At 63.4% G+C, this 19,560-nt stretch carries 15 protein-coding genes; 4 read left to right on the forward strand and 11 right to left on the reverse strand.

The window, feature by feature from the left end; all coding sequences use genetic code 11:
• Window positions 1-308 (forward strand): hypothetical protein (locus tag KLP42_RS23245; RefSeq protein ID WP_215570041.1); only part of this gene is annotated, 308 nt, incomplete at its 5' end.
• Window positions 309-522: 214 nt separating this feature from the next.
• Here the strand turns inward: KLP42_RS23245 and KLP42_RS23250 are convergent.
• The 6 genes from KLP42_RS23250 to KLP42_RS23275 form a co-directional block, all read right to left on the reverse strand.
• On the reverse strand, window positions 523-1,605 hold the full coding sequence (locus KLP42_RS23250; protein WP_215570042.1) for an ABC transporter ATP-binding protein: 1,083 nt from the start codon (window positions 1,603-1,605) through the stop codon (window positions 523-525).
• Entirely contained in the window at window positions 1,602-2,429 is an 828-nt protein-coding gene (locus KLP42_RS23255; RefSeq protein ID WP_215570046.1) for a carbohydrate ABC transporter permease, read from the reverse strand. Before KLP42_RS23255 ends, KLP42_RS23250 begins: the two co-directional genes overlap by 4 nt.
• Window positions 2,426-3,328 (reverse strand): carbohydrate ABC transporter permease, encoded by a 903-nt coding sequence (locus tag KLP42_RS23260; protein WP_215570048.1) that lies wholly within the window; start codon window positions 3,326-3,328, stop codon window positions 2,426-2,428. Before KLP42_RS23260 ends, KLP42_RS23255 begins: the two co-directional genes overlap by 4 nt.
• 143 nt (window positions 3,329-3,471) lie before the next feature.
• Window positions 3,472-4,707: an ABC transporter substrate-binding protein gene (locus KLP42_RS23265; RefSeq protein ID WP_215570050.1), complete on the reverse strand. Its 1,236-nt coding sequence runs from the start codon at window positions 4,705-4,707 to the stop codon at window positions 3,472-3,474.
• Window positions 4,708-4,787: 80 nt separating this feature from the next.
• Window positions 4,788-5,690, reverse strand: a complete 903-nt coding sequence (locus KLP42_RS23270) for a sugar phosphate isomerase/epimerase family protein (RefSeq protein WP_215570052.1) — start codon at window positions 5,688-5,690, stop codon at window positions 4,788-4,790.
• Between the two features lie 3 nt (window positions 5,691-5,693).
• A complete protein-coding gene (locus KLP42_RS23275; RefSeq protein ID WP_215570054.1) occupies window positions 5,694-6,749 on the reverse strand; it encodes a Gfo/Idh/MocA family protein in 1,056 nt (351 codons plus the stop codon).
• 138 nt (window positions 6,750-6,887) lie between these two features.
• Between KLP42_RS23275 and KLP42_RS23280 the strand changes: the two genes are divergently transcribed.
• On the forward strand, window positions 6,888-7,904 hold the full coding sequence (locus tag KLP42_RS23280; protein WP_215570055.1) for a LacI family DNA-binding transcriptional regulator: 1,017 nt from the start codon (window positions 6,888-6,890) through the stop codon (window positions 7,902-7,904).
• Window positions 7,905-7,919: 15 nt separating this feature from the next.
• On the opposite strand, the gene KLP42_RS23285 is transcribed toward KLP42_RS23280, so the two are convergent.
• The 5 genes from KLP42_RS23285 to KLP42_RS23305 all read right to left on the reverse strand — a co-directional run bounded on the left by KLP42_RS23285 (window position 7,920) and on the right by KLP42_RS23305 (window position 17,217).
• Complete coding sequence (locus KLP42_RS23285; protein ID WP_215570058.1) at window positions 7,920-8,522, reverse strand: biliverdin-producing heme oxygenase; 603 nt, start codon at window positions 8,520-8,522, stop codon at window positions 7,920-7,922.
• Between the two features lie 90 nt (window positions 8,523-8,612).
• A complete protein-coding gene (locus KLP42_RS23290; protein WP_252193213.1) occupies window positions 8,613-10,778 on the reverse strand; it encodes a TonB-dependent hemoglobin/transferrin/lactoferrin family receptor in 2,166 nt (721 codons plus the stop codon).
• Window positions 10,779-11,266: 488 nt separating this feature from the next.
• On the reverse strand, window positions 11,267-12,775 hold the full coding sequence (locus KLP42_RS23295; RefSeq protein WP_353844917.1) for an efflux transporter outer membrane subunit: 1,509 nt from the start codon (window positions 12,773-12,775) through the stop codon (window positions 11,267-11,269).
• A 9-nt stretch (window positions 12,776-12,784) separates the two neighbouring features.
• A complete protein-coding gene (locus KLP42_RS23300) occupies window positions 12,785-15,952 on the reverse strand; it encodes an efflux RND transporter permease subunit (RefSeq protein ID WP_215570061.1) in 3,168 nt (1,055 codons plus the stop codon).
• 8 nt (window positions 15,953-15,960) lie between these two features.
• The gene (locus tag KLP42_RS23305) at window positions 15,961-17,217 is read right to left on the reverse strand and encodes an efflux RND transporter periplasmic adaptor subunit (RefSeq protein WP_215570170.1); all 1,257 of its coding nucleotides are present in this window, start codon (window positions 17,215-17,217) and stop codon (window positions 15,961-15,963) included.
• Window positions 17,218-17,528: 311 nt separating this feature from the next.
• On the opposite strand from KLP42_RS23305, the gene KLP42_RS23310 reads away from it, so the two are divergent.
• Together KLP42_RS23310 and KLP42_RS23315 are read left to right on the forward strand one after the other, a co-directional pair.
• Window positions 17,529-18,254: a response regulator gene (locus tag KLP42_RS23310; protein WP_215570063.1), complete on the forward strand. Its 726-nt coding sequence runs from the start codon at window positions 17,529-17,531 to the stop codon at window positions 18,252-18,254.
• Entirely contained in the window at window positions 18,251-19,501 is a 1,251-nt protein-coding gene (locus KLP42_RS23315) for an ATP-binding protein (RefSeq protein ID WP_215570066.1), read from the forward strand. The genes KLP42_RS23310 and KLP42_RS23315 overlap by 4 nt, the downstream gene beginning before the upstream one ends.
• The last annotated feature ends 59 nt before the right edge of the window (window positions 19,502-19,560 follow it).

Raw genomic sequence — 19,560 nt, forward strand, 5'->3', positions numbered from 1 at the left:
AATCAGCAAAAGCCAACCAATCCGACAATTTCACCAGAACGAGTAACTCCGTCGCCAGCAGCGCCGCCGCCCTCGTTGGTGAAACGGCTTATACGGATACCATCCTATATCGTCAATCCGGTTTTTTCCGAAGCATGTCAGAATCGTCTCAAACCACTGATTTAAAACAGTTATTTCTGCAAGGATACCAAAAAGCCGCACCAGTCACCCGTAACATACCCGTGAAACGCATCCGTGACAGGCTGGAATGCACGCGTACCGCGCATTCCTCGCGAGCAGACACAGAAAGCTCCCCGTGCGAACGATGACCGGTGACCGGTGACTAAGGCGCGGAAATGCGATGATCCAAGCGTGAAGATGGCGAATACCACATGGCACCCATCCCCGACGGCGGGGGCTGGGCAGGGCGCCATGTGGTCAATGCGGCCGCCATTGTTGGGGTAACAGGCTGAACCACATCGCATTTCCAATAAATGGGAAATGTTCCCATTTGTCAAGATCATCCGCGACCGGACGGCAGCCTCAGCGCGGCCTCGTGTCCAGCCGACGCTCGCTCCCGGTATCGAAGAGATGCAGATTGTCGCGGTCGAAATCCAGAAAGACGGTCTCGCCACGCGCGACGCGCAGGCGCTCGCCGATCACCACATTGATTTCCGGCTGCGTATCCGACACCAGATAGGTGCTGGATCCGGTGCTTTCGATGGCACCGACCGGCAGGGCAAGCCTGGCCTGTGCCTCAGGCACCCGCCTCAGATGCTCGGGTCGCAGGCCGATGACCACGCCTTCGCCCTCCCGCACCGGCGCCTCGACGGCGAGCCGCTGCACCGGGCCGGGCCTCAGGTCCAGATGCAGTTCGCCTCCCCGCCGGACAGCCGGAATGAAGTTCATCGCCGGCGAGCCGATGAAGCCGGCCACGAAGCGGTTGACCGGCCGGTCATAGAGATCGAGCGGCGCACCCTGCTGCTCGATGACGCCCTGGCGCATCACCACCACATGATCGGCCATGGTCATGGCCTCCACCTGATCATGCGTCACATAAACGGAGGTGGCACCGAGCCGATCGTGCAGCGTGCGGATCTCCTTGCGCATGTGCACGCGCAGGGCAGCATCGAGGTTGGAGAGCGGCTCATCGAACAGAAAGGCCTTCGGGTGGCGGATGATGGCGCGGCTCATCGCGACGCGCTGGCGCTGACCGCCGGACAGTTCGCGCGGATAGCGTCTCAGCAGATGCGAGAGGCCGGTGGTTGCCGCCACCTCCTCGGCCGCCCGCCTCGCCTCGGCGCGCTTCACGCCGCGAATGCGCAGCGAATAGGTAAGGTTCTCCTCCACCGTCATGTGCGGATAGAGCGCATAGGACTGGAACACCATGGCGAGATCGCGCTTGCGCGGCGGCACGCCGTTCATCCGCTGGCCGGCAATGAACAGGTCGCCTGTGGAGATACTCTCGAGCCCCGCCAGCGCGCGCAGCAGCGTGGACTTGCCACAGCCGGACGGACCGACCAGCGCCACGAAAGAGCCCTTGCGGATGGCCAGATCGATATTGCGCAGCGCATGATAGGCGCCATAATACTTGTTGACGCCGGAAAGTTCGATCTGCTGGGTCATTTGAGCGCTCCGGAGGTCAGGCCGGAGACGATCCGGCGTTGCAAGAGAACGAAGATGGCGAGGATCGGCGTCACATAGATCGTTGCAAAGGCCATGATGGAATTCCACTCATTGGTGTTCGGCCCCATGAACGAGTTCAGCCCCACGCTCGCCGGCTGGTACTCCACCGCCTGGATGATCGACTTCGAATAGACGAACTCGCCGAAGGCCTGCATGAAGATCAGGATGGCGGAGACGAGAATACCGTTGCGCGCCAGCGGCAAAACGATGTGCAGGAAGGCACCGGCGCGGGAATTGCCGTCGACCAGCGCCGCTTCCTCCAGTTCGATCGGCACGCTCATGAAGGTGGCGCGCACCAGCACCACGAAGAAAGGCATGGATTTGGCCGCAATGGCCAGCACCACGGCGAGGCGCGGATAATCGAGCAGACCGAGTTGCGAGAAACCGACAAAGATCGGGGTGATCATCAGCGAGGCCGGCAGCACCTGCAGCATCAGGATGAGGAACAGGCCGGCATCGATCCAGCCGTTGCGATAGCGCGCCAGCACATAGGCGCAGCCGGTGCCCAGCACGGTGATGAGGGCGACCGAGCCCGTGGCGATCACCAGCGAATTGCCGAGATAGCGGGCCAGATTGCGGCTCTCCCACACATAGATGTAGTTGCTCCACTGCGGATCATGGGGCCAGAAGCTTGGCGGTGTCGCAAACATCGCCGAGCCGCTCTTCAGCGTCGTGATGTACATCCAGTAGAGCGGAAAGAGGTAGATCGCGGCCATCGCAAGCGCGATCAGCAGCATCAGGCGGTTGCGCCAGGTCTCGCTCATCCGCGCACCTCCTGCCTGGTGGAGCGGACATAGACCACCGAGGCCAGCATGACGAAGAGGATCATGATGACGGAGATCGTCGCGCCGCGCGCGAAATCATATTGCTTGAAGGACAGGTCCCAGGCCCAGTACTGCGCGACATTCGACGCATTGTTCGGCCCGCCAGAGGTGATGGCGGCAAACAGGTCGAACTGCTGCAGCGTGAAGATCAGGCCGAGCGAGACGACGGCGCCGATCGAGGAGCGCATCATCGGCAGGGTGATGGTGTAGAAACGCTGCCAGAGATTGGCTCCGTCCAGTTCCGCCGCCTCGTACAGATCCGCCGGGATTGCCGAAAGCCCGACCGACAGCAGGATCATGTTGAAGGAGGTGCCGAGCCAGATATTGGCGAGGATCACGGCCCAGAGCGCGTAAGCGGGATCGGAGCGCCAGAAGATATTGCCGGAAATGATGCCGCTTTCGCGCAGCAGGAAATTGATGACGCCGAAATCGCCCGACAACATCCAGTTCCAGATCGCCCCGACCACCAGCCCCGGCATGACCCAGGAGACCAGGAAAAGACCGCGCAGCCAGGAGGCCCCGGGAAAATTCACCCAGAAGAACAGGGCAAGCCCGAAGCCGATGAGGAACTGGCCGGCAATCGAGGCACTGACGAAGATCGCCGTATTGGCAAAGATCGGCCAGGTTTCCGGCTGTTCGAACAGGGCGGTATAGTTGGCGAAGCCGACGAAGGGGCGGACAACGCTGCCCAGCGAAAACATGTCCACCTCCTGGAAGCTCATCAACACGTTGTAGACGAGCGGCAGGCCGGACAAGGCCAGCAGGAAGGCGAGCGGCACGGCAACCAGCAGGATGTCGAATCCGCGTCCGTCGGTGAGGGACTGTGCAAATTTGCGCAACGGTTTCATCCTCGGCAAAGGGGGCTCCCGCCCCCGGTCAGCAGCCACCCCGGCAAGGCCGGAGCAGCCGCCGACCGGGAGGAGCCGGAAGGCGCGTGAGGTGGCGCGGGGAAGGGGCCCTCCCCGCCGGTGGCATCGACGGTTCAGCCGAGAACCGCGTCGATCTTCTTCTGGGCCTGGTCCAGAGCATCCTTGGGCGACATCTGGCCGGTCAGCGCGGCCTGGATGGCATCCTGGATCGCCTTGGAAATCTTCGACCATTGCGGATGCGGTCCGCGGGCCTGCGCGAAGGTCAGCTGTTCCTGGAAGACCTTCAGCGCCGCATCCTTGCGTGCATCGCCGGTCGCGGGCAGCGTGATGTCGGAACGGGCAGGCAGCTGGCCGTATTTCGCGAACATCTTGTCATCCTGCGAGGCGAAGTATTCAAGCGCCCTGAAGGCTTCCGCCGGGTGCTTGGTGGAGGAGAAGATGGCCCAGTTGAAGTCACCCATGGCGGAAGACCGTTCAGCACCCGGCTGCGGCACCGGCAGCAGCGTCACGCGCCAGTCGAACTTCGCCTCGCTCGACATGCGGTTGAGCTCCCAGGGGCCGGAGATGGCCATGGCGGCATTGCCGGAATTGAAGGTGCCGGTCGAATCCCACTGGCCGCGCGTCAGGCTGTCGGGCGAGGCGAGCTTTTCGTCCATCAGGGTTTTCCAGACCGTCAGCGCCTTCACCGCCCCTTCGGAATTGATGTGCCTGTAGCTGCCGCCCGCCATCTGCACCCAGGGCAGGAACTGGAAGGTTCCCTCCTCGCTGGCCTTGGCGGAGAAGGCGAGGCCATAGACGTTGCTGGCGGGATCGTTCAGCTTTCGCGCCGCGCTCAGCAACTCGTCCCAGGTCTGCGGCGGCTTGTCGGGATCAAGCCCCTTGGCGCGAAACATGTCGGCATTGTAGTAGAGTGCGATCGTGTTTGTCGCCTTCGGCACGCCGTAGAGCTTGTCCTTCCACGTCACCGAGTTCAGCGGACCGGGAAAATAGTTTTCCTTCCTGATCACGCTAGACTTGGCGATCCTGTCGGTCAGATCGAGAAAGGCGCCGCGCGAGGCAAACAGCGCATGCTCCGGATTGTCGATGGCGATGATGTCCGGCGCCTGGCCGGTGGAATAGGCACGCATGGCTTCGCTGACGACATCATCGAACTGGATCAGACGGTACTCCACCTTGATGTTCGGCTCCTTGTCGTCGAACTCGCGCGCCAGGTTCCAGGCCGGCTGTTCCGGCTTGTCCAGGCTCCAGATGCGCAGCGTGATTTCCTCCGCGCCCACGCTTGAGACCCCGAGCGCCGGAATTGCGGCAAGCGCGACCGCGCCCGCCATCAGAAACATACGAATAGACATGCTCTCCTCCTAGAGTTTGACCATTCCGATCGGTTCATGCCATGCCGCCGGCTTCCTCCTTGCCGGCAACGACAGCCTCATCACGCGGGGTCGGAGACGAAGGTCCCGCCCCGGCACGATTTCAGATAATTGAGGGCATGCACCTGGCCGGTCATCTCCAGGGCGTCCCGGTAGACGGGATCATGCCAGCCCTCGATATCGATCGAACCGGACCAGCCGGCGAGCCGAAGCTCCGAGATCACGTCGGTCCAGTTGGTGTCGCCGAAGCCCGGCGTGCGCATGAAAACGAAGGGATGCTTGCCGAAGATGCCGTGCTCGCGGATCACGTCCCAGCGGATCGTCGCGTCCTTGCCATGGATGTGGAAGAACTTGTGCGCCCATTTGCGGATCTGCGGCAACGGCTCGATCAGATAGACCATCTGGTGGCACGGCTCCCATTCCAGGCCGATATGATCGTCCGGGGTCTCGTTGAAGATCAGCTCCCAGGCGTCGGGATTGTGCGCGATGTTCCAGTCGCCGGTCTGCCAGTTGCCATCCATGGCGCAGTTTTCGAAAGCGATCTTCACACCCTTGTCGGCCGCGCGGCGCGCAAGCTCGCTCCAGATCTCGCGATAGCGCGGCAGGCTGTCCGGCAGCGGCTTGCCGCGCAGGCGGCCGGTGAAGCCGGCAACGCAGGTGGCGCCGAAGTGATGTGCGTTGTCGATGCAATCCTTCCAGCCTTCAAGCGTCTGCAGGTCAAGGTCGGTGCCCTCCAGCGGATTGCCGAACATGCCGAGGGTGGAGATGGTGATGTCGCGGTCGCCGATCGCCTCGACGCAGCGCTTGCCGAGATCTGCCAGATCCTGACCGTTGGTCGTCTGCCAGAAAAAGGGCTGGAAGCTTTCGAACCCCATCTCGGCCAGCTGGCCGATACGCTCGGCCGCCTTGCCGGCCGAGGCGCTGATCATGGTACCGATGCGGATGGACTGGGCGGGGTCGCTCATGGATCACGTTCCTTCTGTCTGGCCTTCGGCCTGGATATCGACGACCTGGCCGGTGCGGGCGCTTTCGATGGCGGCGAACACCATGGCGAGGCTGCGGATGTTGTCGTGGCTGACGGTCTCGGGCGTCATGCCGCTGCGGATCGCCGCCACAAAGTCGCAAAGCACGCTGCGGTGCCCGTGCGTCTGCGCCTCGCTCGGCGCCTCCGGCACATCGACCGAACGGAAGCCGCGCAGCAGACCGGGCTCATCGCCGGCCACCGTCGCCTCGAAGGCATCTTCGCCGTCCCAGGTCAGCATGCCCTTCGAGCCCACCAGCCGCCAGGCGCTTTCCCAGCTGGTGCGGCGGCCTTCCGCGCACCACGAGCCGCGATAGGTCAGCACCGCATCATCGGACAGGCGGAAGACGGCAGTGGCAGCCGCGCCATGCCGATACCAGGAACCGGCCGGATTGGTTTCAACGCAATAGACGGAAAGCGGCGTTTTACCCGAGACGAAGCGGGCAGCATCCAGCGTGTGGATTGCCATGTCCAGAAGCAGCACATGGTCCATCTCCTCGCGGAAGCCGCCGAAATGCGGACCGATGAAGAAGTCGCAGTGCACGCCCGTCAGCGTGCCGATCAACCCCTCCTCCACCACGCGGCGAAGCCGGCGAATGCCGGAAATGAAGCGGCGGTTCTGCACGACGGCATGGACACGCCCCGCCTGACGCGCCAGAGAGACAAGGTGGCGCGCCTCGTCCATCGAGACCGACAGCGGCTTTTCGCTGAGGACATGGCAACCATGGGCGAAGGCGGTCTCCACCACCCGGGCACGCGCCGAGGGCACCACCACGTCGAACACCATGTCGGCCCCGGTCGCCTGCAGCACATCGGCAAGGTCGGTGCCAAGCACCGCGCCATCGAGGCCGAATGCGTTCGCAAGCCTTTCGGCAGCCGCCCGGTCGAGATCGACCAGTCCGACGACCGCAACATCGCGCCCCAGCTCGGGATCATCCTGCAGCGCCTTCAGCCAGCCCCTGGCCATGGCTCCGCACCCGCACAAAACGGCTCTGTAAGTCACTGAAATCCTCCTCGCGGGTGCGGCGAAACTCCTCTTCCGTCGCAGTCCGTAAACGTTTACGAGATTAGTTGCGAGGGACTTGCCCTGTCAAGAGGCTTTCCGTAAACGATAACGGAGCAGAGGGGACGCAAGGGACACATGAAGGGCATTCGCCAGCTGGCAGATCATCTCGACATCTCGATCGGCACCGTGTCGCGCGCCTTGAACGGCAAGCCGGATGTCAACGAGGAAACCCGCAGGCGCGTGTTCGAGGCGGCCGAGAAGTTCGGCTATGTGGCCAACCAGGCCGGGCGGTCGCTGCGCAAGGGGGCGACCGGCATCATCGGCTTCATGATGCAGACAGGCCATGACATCACCGGCCAGGGCGATACCTTCTTCATGAGCGTGTTCGACGGCGTGCAGACCGTTCTTGCGCGCCACAAGCTCGATCTCGTCGCCCTGCTCTGCTCATCGGAAGAAGACCCGGACGCCTATCTGAAGCGGGTGGTGGCGCGCAGCTTTGCCGATGGCATCATCCTATCGGCGACCCGCTACAGGGATGGGCGCTTCGGCACCCTGCACAAGACGGGCATTCCCTTCATCTCGCTGGGGCGCAGCCAGAACGATGCGGGCCAGCCCTGGTACGATCTCGACTTCGAGGGCATGGCAGATACCGCCATCGAGCGACTTGTCGCGCAGGGGCACCGCAGGATCGCCATTGGCCGCCCGGAGGGCGACATCAATCTCGGCTACGTCTTCGAGGATCGGTGCCGCGCGGCACTGGCACAACACGGACTGACGCTGGATCCTGCGCATGTCTTCCGCTCCAGGCCGAACGAGAGCGGCGGATACCGGCTGGCACAGAATTTCATTGCCGCGCCCACCAAGCCGACCGCCATGGTGCTGTTGAACGAAGCCACCGTGATCGGCTTCTATCGCGGGCTGGAAGAGGCCGGACTTATGCCCGGCCGCGACGTGGCCGTGATCGGGCAATACAGCCCGATGGCGCAGTTTCTCTCACCGCGCCTGACCTGTTTCCGCCCGGCGTTGCGCGATCTCGGCGTGGCGGTGGCAGAAAGCCTGCTCGCCACCATGCCAGCCTTTGCCGAAGCCTATCCGGAGGCGCCGCGCCAGTGCCTCTGGCCGATGAACTTCATCGAGGGCGAAAGCGGTTGAGCTCGGCTGAAGCCCTCAGGCGGCGCCGGTCGCCTCAGCCTCGACCCGTGACAGCACGAATTCGAAGGCCCTGTGGGCTCCCTCGATGACCAGGGAGTCGTCCTCGGCGCCGAGCTCAACCGCATCGAGTGCTGCGGTGAAACGGCGCCACTGCAGGCCGCGCCCTTCCGGGTGGCCGGCCAGATGGCGGGCGCCGAATTCCTCCGACAGGCCAAGCTGCTCCCTTGCCGCCTTGAGCAGGAAGGCAGCGCCGAGATTGGAGCCTTCCGCCACGTAGAGCCAGCCGAGCGCTTCGGCGCCCTCGATGACCGGCATCTCCGCCGCAGCGAGACGAACCGGCTCTCCCCCGAGATCGGTCACATCGGCCCGCACCTGCTCCAGGCGGCAGCGCTCCTGAAGGTCTGGCAGAAGGCGGGCCAGCCATTCATCGGAGTAAAGCGTTTCAATGGCTGCATGGAACGCACACTGGATCTGCAGGAAGCGCAGATAGCTGTTCCTGTCGTCAAAGGGCTTCAGCGACATGATGCGTCCGTCCAGACGCTCGTGGGTGGGGTGGGTTTCGGCGCGCAGGCGGGCCGTGCGGCTTTCTGCGGCGGTGGCGGCGGGATGAATGGTCATCGGCTTTGTCTTTGCTCTCTCGCATTGAACGGGATCGGCATGCGGCACCTGCGGCACCGCATGCCCGAAAGCTGATAGTCTCTTACGAGATCAGAAGGTCTTCGTCAGCGAAATCTTGAGGTAGCGGCCGGGTTCGGAATAGAAGGCCCGGTTCGCGGAGGTGACAGAGGTGACATCCTTCGTCTCCATCGCGTCGTAATATTCCCTGTCGAAGAGATTGTAGACACCGGCCTGGACACGCAGGCCCTTCAACTGCTCCGGCTCCCACCAGGCCGTCAGGTTGACGATCCCGTAGCCCGGCGCCTTGTAGGTTGCGGTGGAGAGGTTGGAAACGCCCTTCGACAGGATCCAGTCGACGTTCGTGCCCCAATTGTCCTGGCTGTAGCCGGCACCGATGATGGCCTTCAGCGGCGCAACCGAATCGAGAACCTCGCCGGTATCCAGATCCTCGGCATTGGCATAGGCGAGCGAGGAATGCAGTTCGAAGCCGTGGCCGACATCCGCATGCGCCTTGGCCTCGGCGCCATAGATGCGCACCCGGTTGCGGTTGAAATAGCGATAGGTGCCAAGGCGGTAGCCGGATTCCGCCGAGACTTCCGTATCGATGAAGTTGCGGTAGCGGTTATAGAAGGTGCTGAGCCTGAGGCCGCGATCCGCCGAGCCGAGATCGGCCCCCAGCTCGAAGCCATTGCCGGTTTCCGCATCGAGATCCGGATTGCCGACCATGCGATAATAGGGAGCGTTGTCGTAATTGCCGTAAAGCTGCGCCACCGTCGGGGCCCGGAACGACATGGCCCACTGGGCAAACAGCGTCACCTCGGGCGACACGGCCCATTCGGCACGCAGTTTCGGCGAGAAGGCGGAATCGGAAACCGAGGCCGGCAGGCCGGAATAGCCGTCATTGGCCTCGTAGGCCGCACTCGCCTGCGGGCGATAATCGAAATAGTCGAAGCGCAGACCGGGAGTGACCGAGACGCCGCTATTGCCGATCTCGATCCGGTCATCGATGAAGGCGCCGATGCGGCTGCCGTCGACATCCGGCGTGTCGGACTGGTTGACGTGATAATAGGCGCAGGCGCTGACATAATTGGTGCCGCAGGTGTCGGTCCCGGTCGTGTAGCTGTGGGTGCCGAAGAAGGCGAGGTCCGTGCCGACGGTGACCTCATGCTTCAAGAGACCCGTCTGAAATTCGCTGCTGGCTGAACCGATGAAGCCTACGGTGTTTTCGCGGCTTTCCGTAGAGCGGCCATAGGTGCCGACGGGTGCCGTCGTGCGGGTGGCGAGATAGCCTTCGTCACGGTCCATGTGCTGGTAGTACAGCGAGGCACGCGCGCTCTTCAGCCAGGCATCCTCGGCAATCGCCTCGTATTCGTAATCGAGGGAGACACGATCGCGGGTGGTGTCCGAATGGTAGTCATAGGACGTATAGGTCGAGGAATAGCTCGACATCTTGTCCGAATCTTCCCGGCTCTTGAACTGTTCGGCCGTCAGGCCGATCGTATGTCCGCCCTCCAGTTCCTGCCTGAGCTTGAAGAGCAGGTTCGAGGTATAGGTATCGGCCGGATCGGCCACCGTACGGGTGCTGCCCGTGCCGTCATTGGTGCCCTTGGTATCGGTCTCGTTGCCGCGCTTGTAGCTGCCCTGCAGCAGAAGCGAGGTGCCGTCGATTTTCTTTGCCAGCGCCGCCGCACCCTTGATCGACCGGTCGGAACCGTCATACAGCGTCGTGGCAAAGCCGCCCCAGTCCTTGCCTTCGCCGATCAGGTCCTCGGGTTCGAGCGTCCTGAGAACGACCGCGCCGCCAAGCGCGCCGGACCCGGCGCGGCTGGAATCGGCACCACGCAGGATGCTGACGCCGGCCAGCGAGCTGAAGTCGAAACTGTCGACGCCGCCGGACGAGAAATTCCACGCCAGCCTGTCATCGAGATAGGGAATGGCGATGCCGTCGATGGTCGTCAGGATGCGGTCGTCGTCAAGGCCGCGCAGCGCAAAGCCCTTGGAGCGTGACGAATAGCTGACGCCAGCCTCCTCGGTGTTGCCAAGATCGGCGATCGACTGGATGTCACGCTTGGCGAGCGTCTCGCGATCGGTTTTCGTGGCAAGCGGCGTGTCGTCGACGCTGCCCTTCACGCGGTCGCCCTTGACGACCACTTTCGGCAGGACCGTGGCCTCCTCCTTCTTGTCGGTCTGGGATGCGCTGTCCTGCGCGCCGGCATGGCCGGCCCCGCTGATCAGGCTCAATGCCGTGAACAGCATCAATGCCCTGCGATGGCATGAAACACTCACTGTCTTTCCCTTCATTCGTCATCAAAGAAACATCGGCGCGCAGGGCCGGTAGCGCCTGCGACAGGTCGGCTCGCACGCGGTGCAAACTCGAACTCTGCCAATGGGTTAAATAAACATGATTATGATGATCAAGATAAAAGAGGCGCCAGAAACATTGGGAAATACCCTCAAAATGCCCTGTCGCAAATTTGCAACAAACGGATCTTTCCTGCACTTCGGACATGCCTGGCATGTCACCGGCGGCGCTGATTTCGCGCGGCCTGAAAAGGGTGAGGCCGGTCCCGGAGGTTGGGACCGGCCTCTAGCAGAGGAAGCGGCAGGGGGGCCTCTCTTCTGCTAATCGAATATCATCTCCAGCCCGAGCGAGCGCCCGGCAAAAGCGAAGGAAGCGTCAGACATCGACATGCGCCTAAAGGGCTGCTGGACCGGCCGAGTGCCGCAAAGGCGCAGGTTCCGTCTCACTTCTGCACTTCTCCCTTCTGCACATGGGGCCCCTCGTTCCTGTCCACGACCAGAGGCTGATCGGCATCGATCGTACCGGACCAGCCGCCGCCCAGTGCCTTGTTCAGCGAGATGAAATAGGTGGCGGTGTTGGCGGTGCTTTGGATGTAGCTTTCCTCTGCCGAATAGAGCGAGGTCTCCGCGTCCAGGACGTCGAGGAAATCGGAGGCGCCCGACTGGAAGAGGCTGCGCGACAGTTCCGTTGCCTGCCGATAACCGGCCACCGACTGGCGCAGCTTCTCCTCGCGCAGGCGCGATTGCGTCATGCCGATGATGGCGTTCTCGGTATCCTCCATCGCGGTCAGCACGGCGGACTGGTAGGCGACGAAATACGTGTCGCGTCTGGCCTTCGCCTCATCGACGGCGGCTTTCAACTGGCCGCCCTGGAAGAGCGGGATCGACACGCTCGGGCCGAGTGTCCAGCCGATGGTGGATTTGCGCGCCAGATCGGAAACGCTGGACGCCGAGGTGGTGACATCGCCGGTCAGGCTGATCGAGGGGTAGCGCGCGGCCTGCGCCACCCCGACCTTTGCCGTATAGGCCGCCAGTTCACGCTCCGCCGCCTTCACATCCGGCCGGTTGAGCAGGATTTCGGCCGGAATACTGGCGGGCATGGTCCGCTTCGGCACGGGGATCGGCGCCGGCTTCTTCAGCCGTGCCTCCACCGCATCCGGCGTCTGGCCGATGAGAATGCCGAGACGATGCACCGCCTGCGCATAGGAAATGCGATAGGAGGGAATGTCGGCTTCGGTCGAGGCGGCCGTGGCAGCGGCCTTGGCAACATCCACGCCCGTGGCCTCGCCGGCCTCGAACTGGCGTCTGGTCAGCGCCAAGACCTGCAGTTGCGACTTCGCCGAGCGTTCCGCAAGATTGACCAGCGCCTGATATTCGCGCGCCTCGACATAATAGGAGGCGACGTCTCCGACGAGGGTGACGAGCGTCTGGCGCAGTGTCTCCTCCTCGGCTTCTTCACTGGCACGCGCGGCTTCCAGCGACCGTCGGTTGCCGCCGAACAGGTCGATCTCCCAGCTGGCATCGAAGCCGGCTTTGTATTGCGTGTTGTAGGACGCATCGCCATCGCTGACACTGCGGCTGCGCGTGGCGCTGTCGGACTGGCTGAGGCTCGGCAGCAGGGCGCCTTCGGTGCTGCGCGTGGTGGCGCGCGCCAGCCGCAGGTTCGCCTTGGCCGTGGCAACATCGAGGTTGCCCCTCACCGCCTCCTCGACCAGATCGTTCAGCAGCGGATCGCCAAGCCCCTTCCACCAGCCGGCAAGCTGCGTCGGCTTGAGCACCTCCTTGCCCGCAGATGCCGTCCAGTTCCTGAAAAGGGCAAGATCCGGTTTCGTGTAATCCGGCCCGACGACACAGCCGCTAAGCATGGACGTGGCAAGCAGCACGGCCAGTTGGGCGGTTCGCACAGTCATGCGGCGGTCGGAATGTCTGGGGTCAGCAGCGATCATCGTCATGGCAGGCCTTCAATGGCTGTGTTCGGAAGGGGTGTCGGCAGCGGGCGCACTGCCCGCTGTCTCCTCGTCTTCGACCGGCCCGACATGTCCCTTGAAGACCTGGCGCACGGCGACAAACAGGAGCGGGATCAGGAAGAGCCCGAGCACGGTCGCGGAGATCATGCCGCCCATCACGCCGATACCGATGGAATTCTGGCTGCCCGAACCGGCCCCGTTGGCCGTGGCGAGCGGCAGAACACCAAGGATGAAGGCAAGCGAGGTCATCAGGATCGGTCGCAGTCGCTGGCGCGACGCCTCCAGCGTGGCCTGGACGATGTCCAGCCCGCGCCGCTGCTGCTCGATGGCGAATTCGACGATCAGGATCGCGTTCTTCGCCGCAAGACCGATGGTGGTCAGCAGTCCGACCTTGAAATAGACGTCGTTCGACTGTCCGAACAGCTTTGCCGCCAGCAGCGCGCCAAACACCCCGATCGGTACCGAGAGCATGACGGCGAAGGGAATCGACCAGCTTTCGTAAAGGGCCGCGAGCGCCAGGAAGACGACCAGAATGGAGATCGCGTAAAGCTGCGTTGCCTGGCTGCCCGACAGTCGCTCCTGCGCCGAAAGACCGGTCCATTCGTGGGAGAAGCCCTTGGGCAGCTTGGCCACCAGCGCGTCGATCTCGTTCATCGCATCGCCGGAAGAGACGCCGGGGCCGGCAGAGCCCTGGATTTCCACCGCAGACGAGCCGTTGTAGCGTTCCAGGCGCGGCGAACCGAAGCTCCACTGTCCGCTGGCAAAGGCTGCAAAGGGAACCATCTCGTCATCGGAATTCTTGACATACCAGCGCTTCAAGTCTTCCGGCTGCATGCGGGAACTCACGTCACCTTGAACATAGACCTTCTTTACGCGACCGCGGTCGATGAAGTCGTTGACATAATCGCCGCCCCAGGCCGTGGCGAGCGTACTGTCGATGTCGGAAAGGTCGAGATTGAAGGCACTCGCCTTGTCCTGGTCGATCTCGATCGAATATTGCGGCGTATCATCCTGGCCGTTGGGACGGGTACCGACGAGCTTGCTGCTCTTGCCGGCCATGCCGAGCAGTTGGTTGCGCGCTTCAATGAGCTTCTGGTGGCCGACGCCGGTGACGTCCTTCAGGTAGAAGTCGAAACCTGCATTATTGCCGAAGCCGGGAATGGCAGGCGGCGCCAGCGCAAAGACATTGGCATCGGTGATTCTGGCAAAGGCGGCGCGGGCTCGCTGCGCAATCGCCTGGGCTTTCGCCTGCGGCGTCTTGCGCTCGGCAAAATCCTTGAGCTTGACGAAGGCGATGCCGACATTCTGCCCCTGCCCGCCGAAGCCGAAGCCGACGACGCCCATCACGCCGGCGACATAGTCCTTCTCGTCTTTGAGATAGTGATCCGTCACCTGCTGCAGCACCTTCATGGTGCGGTCGGCGGTCGCGCCGACGGGAAGCTGGACGCTGGTGATCAACGTGCCCTGGTCCTCCTCCGGCAGGAAGGAGCTGGGCAGGCGGTTGAACAGGAATGCCACGCCGCCGACGATCAGGACGAAGAGCGCCAGGAACACGAAACGCCGCCGGAGGATGCCGCCCACGCCTGTTTGATAGGCCCGCGTGCTGCGATCGAAGGCGCGGTTGAACAGGCCGAAAATGCCCTTGCTCTTGGCATCATGGCTCGGCTTTTTCAGGATGGTGGCACAGAGCGCCGGCGTCAGCACGAGGGCGACCAGCACCGACAGCAGCATGGCGGACACGATGGTGACCGAGAACTGCCGGTAGATGACACCGACGGAGCCGGAGAAGAAGGCCATCGGAATGAATACCGCCGATAGCACCGTCGCAATGCCGACCAGTGCCCCGGTGATTTCTCCCATCGATTTGATCGTCGCCTGGCGGGGCGAAAGCCCCTCCTCCTCCATCACGCGCTCGACATTCTCCACCACGACGATCGCATCATCGACGAGGAGACCGATGGCCAGCACCATGCCGAACATGGTGAGCGTGTTGATCGAATAGCCGAGTGCGGCAAGAACCGCGAAGGTGCCGAGCAGAACCACCGGCACGGCAAGCGTCGGGATCAGCGTCGCCCTGAAATTCTGCAGGAAGACGAACATGACCACGAAGACCAGAACGATCGCCTCGAACAGGGTCTTGACGACCTCCTCGATCGACAGCTGCACGAAAGGCGTGGTGTCATAGGGGTAGACGACCTCCACGTTCGGCGGCAGCGTATCCTTCAGGCTGTCGATGGTGGCACGCACCGCCCCTGCGGTATCGATCGCGTTGGCACCGGAGGCCAGGTTGATGGCGAGACCAGCCGTCGGCTTGCCGTTGTAGATGCTCGATGTGTTGTAGCTTTCCGCTCCCAGTTCGACGGTCGCAACATCGTTCAGCCGCACGAGCGACCCGTCGCTGTTGCTCTTCAGGATGATGTTCTCGAACTGCTCGGGCGTCTGCAGACGGCTCTTGGCGGTCACCGTCGCATTGAGTTGCTGCCCCTTTCGCTGCGGCAGCGCGCCGAGCTGGCCGGCCGCGACCTGCGTGTTCTGATCCTCAATGGCCGACGTGACATTGCTGATCATCAGATCGTATTTCTGCAGCTTGTCCGGATCGACCCAGATGCGCATGGCATAGCCGGAGCCGAACAGCTGCGTGTCGCCGACGCCCTCGACGCGCTTGATCGTATCGTTCAGCGTGCTGTTGACGTAGTCGGCCAGATCCGTGGTGGTGAGCTTCCCGTCTGTGGAGACGAAGCCGATCACCATCATGAAGCTGGAGCTGGACTTGCTCACCGTCAGACCGGTGTTCTGCACGCTCTGCGGCAGCTGCGCCTCCACCAGCTGCAGCTTGTTCTGCACCTGCATCTGGGCCACGTCCGGATCGGCCGCATTGGTGAAGGTCAGCGAGATCGAGGTCTGCCCGTTCGACTGCGAGGTCGACGTCATGTAATCGAGATTGTCGATCCCGGTCATGCCCTGCTCGATGATCTTGGTCACCGAGTTTTCAACCGTCTGCGCATCCGCGCCGGAATAGGTGCCGGAAATGCGCACCGTGGTGGGTGCGATCTGCGGATATTGCGAGACCGACAGCGTGCTGATCGACAGCAGGCCGGCCAGCATGATCACGATGGCGATGACCCAGGCGAAGATGGGCCTTGCGATGAAAAAGCGGGACAAGGATCACCTCAATCGATGGAATGCGTGGGGGCGGCGGCATCCCTGGCGGGTGCGGCAAGCGCCATCTGCTTGATGTCGCCGGTTGCCTCGTCGATCTCGACCTCGCTTGCCGTCACCGCCTGACCGTCGCGAATGCGCTGGATGCCTTCGACGACGACACGATCACCGTCGGCCACACCGCCAGCGACAAGCCAGTTATTGCCCACGCTGCGGCGCACCGTCAGCTCGCGCTGATGCACGGTTCCATCAGCATCGACGAAGAAGGCAACGGCCGCACCCTTCAGATTGCGGGTCACCGCGCGCTGCGGCACGAGGAAACTGTTGGGGGCGACGCCCTCCTCGATGGTGGCGCGGACATACATGCCCGGCAGCAGAAGACGGTCGGGGTTCGGGAAGGTGGCGCGCGCCGTCACCGTGCCGACGGTCGCAGCGACCGAGGCTTCGGCGAACTGGAAGGTTCCGGGCAGCTCGTAGCGCGAGCCGTCCTCCAGCCGAAGCGCGACGGAGACATTGGTGCCGGAGGACCGGATCTGGCCGCTGGCAATGGCGCGGCGCAGCTCCAGCAGGTCGGTGCTCGACTGGGTGACATCGACATTGATCGGGTCAAGCTGGTTGATGGTGGCCAGCGCCGTCGTCTGCGCCTCGGTCACCAGCGCGCCGACCGTGACGGAGGAGGCATCGATGCGTCCGGAAATCGGCGCGCGGATCTTGGTGTAATCGAGATTGATGCGGGCGGAATCGACGGCGGCCTTTTCGGCGGCAACTTCGGCCTGGGCCTGTGCCAGCGTGGAGGCCGCATCGTCGAGATCCTGCTTGCTGACCGCCTCTTGCGAGGTCAGGCTGCGATAGCGGTCAACCTTGGCCTGGGCGCTCGGCACTGCTGCCTCCGCCTTCTTCAGGGCCGCAACGGCGCTGTCATAGGCCGCCTGATAGGCCGCCGGATCGATCTCGTAGAGAATGTCACCCGCCGCAACCTCGCTGCCCTCCTTGAAATTGCGGGCACGGATGATGCCGGTGACCTGTGGACGGACTTCCGCCACCAGCGAGGCGGCGGTGCGCCCCGGTACGTCCGCCGTCAGCACCACAGACTGCGGATGCAGTGTCACGACGCTGACCTGGGCACGGACATTGGCTGTGGGCGGGCCGCCCTGCTGGCCGCCGTCGCTGCAGCCGGCAAGGCCGATCATCGACAGGACGGCAAGAGCCGCGGGCAGGCGCACCAGAATGTGGGGAAAGGCGCGACGGGAAGACAGGCAGAGTGACATCGACACGGGGACCGTTCCAACGGAAGAGAATGCGCCGAGGGGACAACAAGGATCGTTCCCGTCCCGTCCGGCACCAGAAAGCAAAGGACCGGCGCCATCACCGTGGCATGCCCGCCCCAGCCGGTTACTGGCCCTGTCTTACAAGCCTCCCGTTTCCGAGTTTGGGCTGTTTGTGTCCGAACATGTTGTGGATCGGGATTTTTGTAACAGAATGTTTCCGCGGTCCTGCGAGAAACATTGGGTTACAATTTTTCTGAACGTCCATTCCGCCGATCGGCTAGGCAGAGGCGGCGGAGAGGAAAGGACATCCCATGAATGGCAGCGGCCACATCCTGATCGTCGATGACGACCGTGAAATCCGCTCTTTGCTGTCGCGCTATCTGGGCGAGCAGGGCATGCGCGTCACCGTGGCCGCGGACCGGAAGGAATGCGAGGCGATGGTCGCCGCCAGCCGGCCCGACCTTGTGGTTCTCGACGTGATGTTGCCGGATGGATCCGGGCTCGACATCTGCCGCATGCTGAGGGAACGGCACCCGTCGCTTGCCATCATCCTGCTGACCGCACTCAAGGAAGACGTCGACCGGATCATCGGGCTGGAGATCGGCGCCGACGATTATCTCGGCAAGCCTTTCAACCCACGCGAGCTGCTGGCCCGCATCAAGGCAATCCTACGGCGCATGACGCATGCGCCGGAAAGCCCGGCGGCTGCGCGCCTCTACTTCTTCGAGGGCTTCGAGGCCGATCCCGCCCTGCGGCTGGTGCGCCACGAGAGCGGGGCACAGCTGGATCTGACGGGCGCCGAATTCGACCTCCTGCAGGTGTTTCTCGAACGCCCCGGCCGGCTTCTGTCGCGTGACCAGCTGCTGGACCTGACGCAGGGCCGCAACCGCGACCCGATGGACCGCTCGATCGACGTTCTGATCAGCAGGCTGCGTCGAAAGCTCAACGAGCACACCGAAACGATGATCTTCAAGACCGTGCGCAACGGAGGCTATCAGCTGACGGTGACGGTCCGAACCCTTGCGGCTGCGCGATGAAATCCCTCTACCACCGCATTGCCGCCCTTCTCGTCCTGTCCATCGTCTCCGTGGTGGGACTTGCCACCTTTGCCGCGAGCCGGGTGCTGGAACCGCCGGATGCGCGCGAGATCCTGACCCCGGTCGTATCGCAGATGCGGCTGACGCTGGCGCTCATCACAACGGATCGGGACGGCGCGATTGCCGCGGGCGCGGATCTGGAAAGCCGACCGCCGGAGGGTCAGTACCACGAGCGTCTGACGGACGCGCTGCTCGACATGCTGAGGCAGGACGGCATTCACATGCAGGCCCTGGTCAACAAGACCAGCGGCACGCCTCCGATGATGGCCAGCGTTCGCACGCCGGATGGCGAATGGGCCGTCTTCCGCATTCCCCACCGGGCGCCGCCCTCCGACTGGCCCTATATCCTCGGCGGCTGGATGCTGCTGATCGTGCTCGGCAGCCTCGCCATCTCCTTCTTCATCGCCTCCAAGATCACCCGGCCGCTGGAGCTTCTGGAAGGGGCCGCCGAACGTATCGGGCAGGACGGACGACTGCCCCAGATCCCGGAGGAGGGTAGCCGCGAGGTGCGGGCCACTGCCCGTGCCCTGAACCGGCTGAGCGCCCGCCTGCGCAGCGCGCTGGAAAGCCGCATGCGGCTGGTGGCGGCGGCCGGCCATGATCTGCGCACGCCGATGACCCGCATGCGGCTGCGTGCGGAATTCATTTCGAGCGACGAGGAGCGCGAAAAATGGCTGTCGGACCTTGAGGAACTGGATTCGATTGCCGACAGCGCCATCGGGCTGGTACGGGAAGAAACCAGCGATGCGGGGCCGGAACTGATCCGTCTCGACCTGATGGTGGGCCTGATCACCGAGGAGCTCGCCAGGATCGGCTTCTCCGTCTGCCTCGACCATCTGGGACAGGCAACGGTTCTCGCGCATCCCATGGCGCTGAAGCGGGCACTGCGCAACCTTGTCATCAATGCCGCCACCCATGGCGGCGGTGCCCACTGGACCCTCGACACGAGCGCCACAGATGCCATCCTGACGATTGTCGACGCCGGTCCCGGCATTCCCGAGGATCTGCTCGGCCAGGTCTTCGAGCCCTTCTTCCGCGTCGATCCGGCCCGGCGCAAGACCGCTCCGGGCGCCGGCCTCGGGCTTGCCATCGCCAAGGAAATCGTCAACCGCTTCGGTGGCGACATCGAGATCGCCAATCGTCCGACCGGCGGCCTGCTGCAGACGGTTCGCCTGCCGCTGGCCTGAGCACGGGCCGGCATCTCGCAGGTGACGCAAACGTGATTGCCTCTCCGCTTATAAAAGAG

Origin of the sequence: Rhizobium sp. CSW-27 (genome assembly GCF_018760785.1) — a bacterium.
Classification (GTDB): domain Bacteria; phylum Pseudomonadota; class Alphaproteobacteria; order Rhizobiales; family Rhizobiaceae; genus Neorhizobium.

Bases quoted from the DNA above. Each gene is read 5' to 3' on its own strand.
- KLP42_RS23250 (WP_215570042.1), bottom strand. From the start codon at position 1,605: ATGACCCAGCAGATCGAACTTTCCGGCGTCAACAAGTATTATGGCGCC.
- KLP42_RS23255 (WP_215570046.1), bottom strand. From the start codon at position 2,429: ATGAGCGAGACCTGGCGCAACCGCCTGATGCTGCTGATCGCGCTTGCG.
- KLP42_RS23265 (WP_215570050.1), bottom strand. From the start codon at position 4,707: ATGTCTATTCGTATGTTTCTGATGGCGGGCGCGGTCGCGCTTGCCGCA.
- KLP42_RS23270 (WP_215570052.1), bottom strand. From the start codon at position 5,690: ATGAGCGACCCCGCCCAGTCCATCCGCATCGGTACCATGATCAGCGCC.
- KLP42_RS23280 (WP_215570055.1), top strand. From the start codon at position 6,888: ATGAAGGGCATTCGCCAGCTGGCAGATCATCTCGACATCTCGATCGGC.
- KLP42_RS23285 (WP_215570058.1), bottom strand. From the start codon at position 8,522: ATGACCATTCATCCCGCCGCCACCGCCGCAGAAAGCCGCACGGCCCGC.
- KLP42_RS23290 (WP_252193213.1), bottom strand. From the start codon at position 10,778: ATGCTGTTCACGGCATTGAGCCTGATCAGCGGGGCCGGCCATGCCGGC.
- KLP42_RS23295 (WP_353844917.1), bottom strand. From the start codon at position 12,775: ATGACGATGATCGCTGCTGACCCCAGACATTCCGACCGCCGCATGACT.
- KLP42_RS23305 (WP_215570170.1), bottom strand. From the start codon at position 17,217: ATGTCACTCTGCCTGTCTTCCCGTCGCGCCTTTCCCCACATTCTGGTG.
- KLP42_RS23310 (WP_215570063.1), top strand. From the start codon at position 17,529: ATGAATGGCAGCGGCCACATCCTGATCGTCGATGACGACCGTGAAATC.
- KLP42_RS23315 (WP_215570066.1), top strand. From the start codon at position 18,251: ATGAAATCCCTCTACCACCGCATTGCCGCCCTTCTCGTCCTGTCCATC.